The organism is Microcystis sp. M_OC_Ca_00000000_C217Col (assembly GCF_007095585.1).
GTDB classification, from domain to species: Bacteria; Cyanobacteriota; Cyanobacteriia; order Cyanobacteriales; family Microcystaceae; genus Microcystis; species Microcystis panniformis.
Genome location: NZ_SFBV01000015.1, coordinates 22,311 through 28,310 on the forward strand (window position 1 = coordinate 22,311; position 6,000 = coordinate 28,310).

The 6,000-nt window shown below is 47.1% G+C and carries 5 protein-coding genes; 2 read left to right on the forward strand and 3 right to left on the reverse strand.

The window, feature by feature from the left end; genetic code table 11:
• The first annotated feature begins 13 nt into the window (after positions 1-13).
• Both bicA and EWV66_RS00855 read left to right on the forward strand, forming a co-directional pair.
• Positions 14-1,708 (forward strand): bicarbonate transporter BicA, encoded by a 1,695-nt coding sequence (bicA, locus tag EWV66_RS00850; protein WP_052278416.1) that lies wholly within the window; start codon positions 14-16, stop codon positions 1,706-1,708.
• Positions 1,709-1,827: 119 nt separating this feature from the next.
• A complete protein-coding gene (locus EWV66_RS00855) occupies positions 1,828-3,243 on the forward strand; it encodes a cation:proton antiporter (protein ID WP_052276284.1) in 1,416 nt (471 codons plus the stop codon).
• Between the two features lie 108 nt (positions 3,244-3,351).
• Here the strand turns inward: EWV66_RS00855 and EWV66_RS00860 are convergent, their stop codons facing one another.
• The 3 genes from EWV66_RS00860 to EWV66_RS00870 all read right to left on the reverse strand — a co-directional run bounded on the left by EWV66_RS00860 (position 3,352) and on the right by EWV66_RS00870 (position 5,554).
• The gene (locus tag EWV66_RS00860) at positions 3,352-3,729 is read right to left on the reverse strand and encodes a hypothetical protein (protein ID WP_002758665.1); all 378 of its coding nucleotides are present in this window, start codon (positions 3,727-3,729) and stop codon (positions 3,352-3,354) included.
• Positions 3,730-3,771: 42 nt separating this feature from the next.
• Entirely contained in the window at positions 3,772-4,695 is a 924-nt protein-coding gene (locus tag EWV66_RS00865; protein ID WP_081417870.1) for an alpha/beta fold hydrolase, read from the reverse strand.
• A 151-nt stretch (positions 4,696-4,846) separates the two neighbouring features.
• Positions 4,847-5,554: an SIMPL domain-containing protein gene (locus EWV66_RS00870; protein WP_072926365.1), complete on the reverse strand. Its 708-nt coding sequence runs from the start codon at positions 5,552-5,554 to the stop codon at positions 4,847-4,849.
• Positions 5,555-6,000 lie beyond the last annotated feature (446 nt).

Consider the following 6,000-nt stretch of genomic DNA (forward strand, 5'->3'; position numbering starts at 1 on the left):
CAGTTGGATTCTCATGCAAATAACCAATCGTATTCATTTTGACAATTTGCGGGGCGATATCTTTGGTGGTCTCACAGCTGCCATCGTTTCTCTCCCTCTAGCTCTCGCTTTCGGTGTAGCTTCTGGGGCTGGCGCGATCGCTGGTTTGTACGGTGCTGTCTGTGTGGGTTTTTTTGCTGCCCTTTTTGGTGGCACCCCCACGTTAATTTCGGAACCGACGGGGCCGATGACGGTAGTAATGACGGCGATCGTGGCCAGTTTAACCGCCAGAAATCCCGAATTAGGCCTACCCATGGCCTTTACGGTAGTCATGTTAGCGGGCATTTTCCAGATTCTGTTCGGTATCTTCAAAATGGGTAAATACATCACCCTGATGCCCTATAGCGTTATTTCTGGCTTTATGTCTGGGATCGGGGTAATCCTGATCATTCTGCAAATTCCGCCCTTTTTAGGGCAAGCCGCTCCCAAAGGAGGGGTTTTAGGCACAGTGCAGAAAATCCCGGAACTACTCTCTAATATCAATCCCCCTGAAGCCATTCTGGGGGCGATCACCTTGGCGATCATCTTCCTGATGCCCTCGAAATTCAAGCGTTTTGTCCCCCCTCAGTTATTAGCTTTGGTGATAGGAACTCTGATTTCGCTGTTTTTCTTCCAAGGTGCTGAAATTCGCCGGATTGGGGATATTCCTGTGGGTTTACCCACCTTGCAAATGCCCACCTTTAGTGCTGCCCAAATGATCACAATGTTGGTGGATGGGGCAGTTTTAGGGATGTTGGGTTGTATTGATACCCTATTAACGGCGGTAATTGCCGATAGTTTGACCCGTACCGAACACAAATCGAATAAAGAATTGATCGGTCAAGGTATTGGTAACTTAGTATCAGGAATCTGTGGCGGTTTACCCGGTGCCGGGGCCACGATGGGAACTGTCGTCAATATTCAAACCGGTGCGACCACTGCCCTTTCTGGCATTACTCGCGCTTTAATTTTATTAGTCGTCGTTCTCTGGGCCGCCGGTTTAACTAAGAGTATCCCCATGGCGGTATTAGCGGGAATTGCCCTAAAAGTGGGGATCGATATTCTCGACTGGAGTTTCCTGAAACGCTCCCACAAGATTTCTCTGAAAGGGACGCTAATCATGTACGGTGTACTGTTATTAACAGTATTCGTCGATCTGATCGTTGCTGTGGGTGTGGGGGTCTTTATTGCTAATATTCTCACCATCGATCGCCTCAGTGAACTGCAAGCGCAGGAAGTGAAAACAATCACCGATAACGATGACGAGATTCTCCTAAGTCCAGAAGAAAAAAGGTTACTCAACCAAGCTAACGGTCGCATCATCCTATTTTATCTCAGTGGTCCGATGATCTTTGGAGTCTCGAAAGCGATCGCCAGGGAACACACAGCCATGAAGGAAGCGGATGTTTTAATCTTGGACTTGAGTGATGTGCCTTTGTTAGGGGTGACAGCTTCTTTAGCGATCGAAAATGCGATTAAAGATGCGATCGATAAAAGTTTACAAGTCTTTATCGTTGGTGCCACCAGCAAAATCCAGCATCGTTTGGAACGTCTCGGCATTTTAGCCCAACTCCCCCCCGATCATGTGCTAATGGACAGAACCATCGCCCTACAACAAGCGGTAACTTTTGTCAAGACCCATCCTCACCAAGAACCAGAGGATTTTGAGGTTAATCAACTAAACAACTAATGCTTGTCTTGATCTGGGCAACCCCATCTGCAGCCTGACTGTCCTTGAGCGGTGGCCCTTTTTCCTATCCTCCAGTTTTATGACCACCTAAAACCTTTAACCCTCATCCCTTTAAACTCATGATTTTGTCCCCTATTCTGCCTCCTTCGATCGGGGAGATAGCAGCCCCCATGACTCCGCTCCCCTTGCTCGCCACCGTTGTGGCCGAGGATTCACCGATTATTCTCTCTGGCGTATTGCTGACGCTGGTGGTGATTTATCTGGCCAGCAAGCTCGGCGCAGAGGCCGCCAGACGATTGGATTTTCCGCCCGTACTGGGAGAACTGGTGGCCGGTGTGATTGTCGGCGTTTCGGCACTGCATCTGCTCATCTTTCCCGAAGGGGGACTATCGGCCTCGGACTCGCTGATTATGACGGTACTGCAAGGATTGAATCAATTGGCCCCGGCTGCCGTGGACCGCATCTTTGAGTCCCAAAGTGAAGTGATTTCGGTTCTAGCTGAAATCGGTGTGATTATTCTGCTGTTTGAAATTGGCCTAGAATCGGATCTGCGACAACTCAAGGAAGTGGGAATTCAAGCCACGGTGGTGGCCTGTGTGGGGGTGGCGGCACCTTTTGCGGCGGGTACGGCCGGGTTAATGCTCGTCTTTCATGTGGCGGCTATCCCGGCGATTTTTGCGGGGGCAGCCTTAACGGCAACCAGTATCGGTATTACCTCGAAGGTGTTGTCAGAGTTAGGTCAACTCAAATCCAAAGAAGGGCAAATTATTGTCGGTGCGGCGGTGATCGATGATGTCCTCGGTATTATTGTTCTGGCTGTGGTCGCTAGTTTAGCCAAAACTGGTGAGATTGATGTGACCAATGTTATTTATCTGATTGTCAGCGCTACGGCCTTTTTGATCGGATCAATTTTGTTGGGAGGTATTTTTAACAAAAGTTTTGTGGCGATCGTGGAGCGGCTGAAAACGCGGGGAAATATTGTTATTCCCGCATTTGTCTTCGCTTTCTTTATGGCATTTTTAGGCAATGCTATTCATCTGGAAGCGATTTTAGGGGCCTTTGCTGCGGGTTTGGTGCTTGATGAAACTGATACCCGCAACGAGTTGGATGAGTTAATTAAACCGATCGCCGATTTGCTTGTGCCGATTTTCTTTGTGACGGTGGGAGCGCGTGCCGATCTCGGTGTTTTAAACCCAACGGTCCCGGAGAATCGGGCCGGACTTTTGATCGCTGTCTTTTTGATGGTTGTGGCGATTATCGGTAAACTGGTGACGGGCTGGGCAGTTTTTGGTATATCCGGCATCAATCGCCTCGCCATCGGTGTGGGTATGATTCCCCGGGGTGAGGTGGGTTTAGTTTTTGCTGGGATTGGTTCGGCCAGCGGAATTTTGGATAAGCCTTTAGAGGTGTCGATTATTATTATGGTAATCCTAACGACTTTCCTGGCCCCTCCCTTCCTGAGAATCGCTTTTGGTAAGACGGAAGCTGTTCCCGAAACCCTAGAAAGCAAGGATTCGGCTAATCCTATTCCTTAATTTGGCGGGTAAAATCTGATTTTTTAGACGAGGCTGAAAATGCTTCAGCCTTTTTTGTCGTTCTAGAAAACAGAGAGGAATCACCGTCCGTTTACAGCGGTGAGGATGTCAACGGTTAGAAAGAGCGCAGTTTCCCCGCGACCAACCCCATTCTTCCACCCCCACGGAAATTTGCGAACCGGGACGGACATCTCCTTTCGATAAGTCTATCAGAGTCACACTGACTGCGGCGAATAAACTGCCCCGATAAATCGGTTGTCCTTTGTTGTTAGTATTTTTAAAACTAAGGCTAGAAACTTGGGGAGGTTGACCAGAACGCGTCCAGCGAATGCGTTCAAAACGTCCATTGAGAAATTCTGCCGAATAGGACCAACCGTTATTCATGCGGCCTTGACAAAAAAGCTGTTGTGTGGCTACGGTAGCAGGAATATTGACAGATAAACTCAGAAGGCTGAATGTACCGAGAGCGATCGGCAAAAATTTCATAAAAGTTGGCACTATAGGGTCAAATAATCCCATTATAAGTTCTTAGCTCGCAAATTTAACTATCGCGGCTGCGGTAAGTTCCGGTTTTTCGAGGTGGGGAACATGACCACAGCGAGGAATCCAGACCAGTTGATTATTAGGTAAAGCCTGCTGAAATTTCTTCGCGTCTTTTGTGCCTAAAATTTGATCGTTTTCTCCCCAAATAATCAGCGTTTCTCGGTTTATTTGGCTTAATTGCGGCAAAAATGACCCATAACCGCCACTTTTGGTAAAGGAGATTAAAGCCTCACTCCAGTGGGGACAATTCAGGTGCAGACTAGCACAGGTGCAAGCATCAACAGTGGCCAAAGTTTGATCGAAATAGGCGGTACGACTGATATTTTGGCGCACGCGGGGATTGGCTAAAAAATTAGTTGCCCACTTATCGAGGGGCGAAAACATCAATTTACCCAAAACTGGGGGATTAGCTAGTCCTGCGCTGTCAATGAGGACTAATTTCGCCACTATTTCCGGGTAGGAGAGGGCAAAATCGAGGGCCACTGCACCCCCCATGGAAGCACCGACTAAAATTATCGGTTCGGCGATCGCAGTTCTCCAGAAATGGTAAAGATGGCTTTTAATAGTTTTCGGAGATACTTCTAAATCTGGGTATCGCTCAGTAAAACCGAAGCCGAGTAGATCTATCGCCCAAGTTTCCCTATTTTGGGCGAGTAAAGGTAGTAAACGCCGAAATTCCAGCAGGGAACTATCAAAACCGTGCAGGAGGACAAAAGGCGGTTGACCTTGCCCTTGTTGACTATAGGTGGTTAGAATCGATCGAGGATAGATGGGGCTATCGATGGCAATTTGTTGGATATTTTCGAGGAGAGCAAGGGAGGTATCTTCACTCAATCCCTCCCTAACAGTGGGTAAAAAGTTAGGATAATTCACGGATAAGGGCGAAAGTTTTCTAGATTTTCCGAGCATCGGTGCTGATTTTAAGCTGTTGACTATCTAAATTACTCGTTAGGACTGTCTATGAGCAGGAGAGCGAGGAGAGAGAGTTTGAGCATTTGTACTAAAATACTCAATAGACAGTTTAAATGCAGTACAGCTTAACTGATAGCTAAAGGTTATGTTAATAGCTAATTTCGAGGGTGACAGCAGCGCGCAGGGTTTGTTCCCCTCCGATAACCGGGCTACTGGCAGCATCGGCACTCCGAAAAACCGCTTCTGAGCGGGCGATTGGCACGGGATTACTGGTATTACCCACTTGGATAGAAACCGTTTCTTTTGGCACTAAACCAAGGGCCTGTAACACGATTGTGGCTTGTTCTCTAGCTTGTTCTGTGGCTTTGATGAGAGCGCTTCTCTGGCCAGCTGCGATCGCTGATTCCCCAGCAGTAAAACTTACCCCATCGATGCGTGTTGCCCCGACTTTTACCGCTTCATCGATTAAAACCCCCGCTTGGGCTATATCAACCTGAAAACTAATCAAATTAGCCCCGATATAACCGATTAAACGTCTTTGATTGTTGCTGAAGTCGTAATTGGGCTGTAAACTAATGCCGGTGGTTTCCAATTTTTCCACTTGACGGGAACGGAGAAATTTAACCACCGCATCGCTACGAGTGGCGGTTTCCCTCTGTACTTTACCCGCTTCTTTGCCTTGAACTTCTACCCCTAAGCGCACTATTGCTTGAGAAGTGGCGATATTTTCTATTCCTTCTCCCGTCACGGTAATTGTCCTCAATTCTCTTGCGTCTGCGTAACTAGGCATAACTAATCCAGTGTTGATGAGGATAAGGGACAGCAAAAAAGCCAAGCAAAATTTTTTGTAATTCATCAAAAATCTCTAGCGATCGATACTATATTTCGATTCTAGCCTTTTTTTGGGCAATTGAGTGGAAGATTATCCCTTTTCTGTCACTTTCGGAATATTGGTGACTAGGCTCTGGGAACTTGAGAAGGGGCCTTTAAGCAATGAGTGTAAAGAACCACAGAGACACAAAGGACACAAAGACCGATCCTATGTAAGTTAAACTCATCACACAGAACCTAGAAGAGCCGATAAATTCTCAAAACTTGCTATGATCCAAAAAGATTGTTAATGCACTTTCTCGGCTTAATTATCCCCTGCAATGACTCGCCAAATTCACGACCAATTTGCCAAAGAATATTTAGAAGAACTCTTAGCGTCTCTGGGAACGATTAAAAAGAGCAAGAAAGTCAAGAGTGAAGTCCAAGAAATCGATGTTTGGTTTGAACCAGCCAGTTCAGCATCAAGGACGG

Bases quoted from the DNA above. Each gene is read 5' to 3' on its own strand.
- bicA (WP_052278416.1), top strand. From the start codon at position 14: ATGCAAATAACCAATCGTATTCATTTTGACAATTTGCGGGGCGATATC.
- EWV66_RS00855 (WP_052276284.1), top strand. From the start codon at position 1,828: ATGATTTTGTCCCCTATTCTGCCTCCTTCGATCGGGGAGATAGCAGCC.
- EWV66_RS00860 (WP_002758665.1), bottom strand. From the start codon at position 3,729: ATGAAATTTTTGCCGATCGCTCTCGGTACATTCAGCCTTCTGAGTTTA.
- EWV66_RS00865 (WP_081417870.1), bottom strand. From the start codon at position 4,695: ATGCTCGGAAAATCTAGAAAACTTTCGCCCTTATCCGTGAATTATCCT.
- EWV66_RS00870 (WP_072926365.1), bottom strand. From the start codon at position 5,554: ATGAATTACAAAAAATTTTGCTTGGCTTTTTTGCTGTCCCTTATCCTC.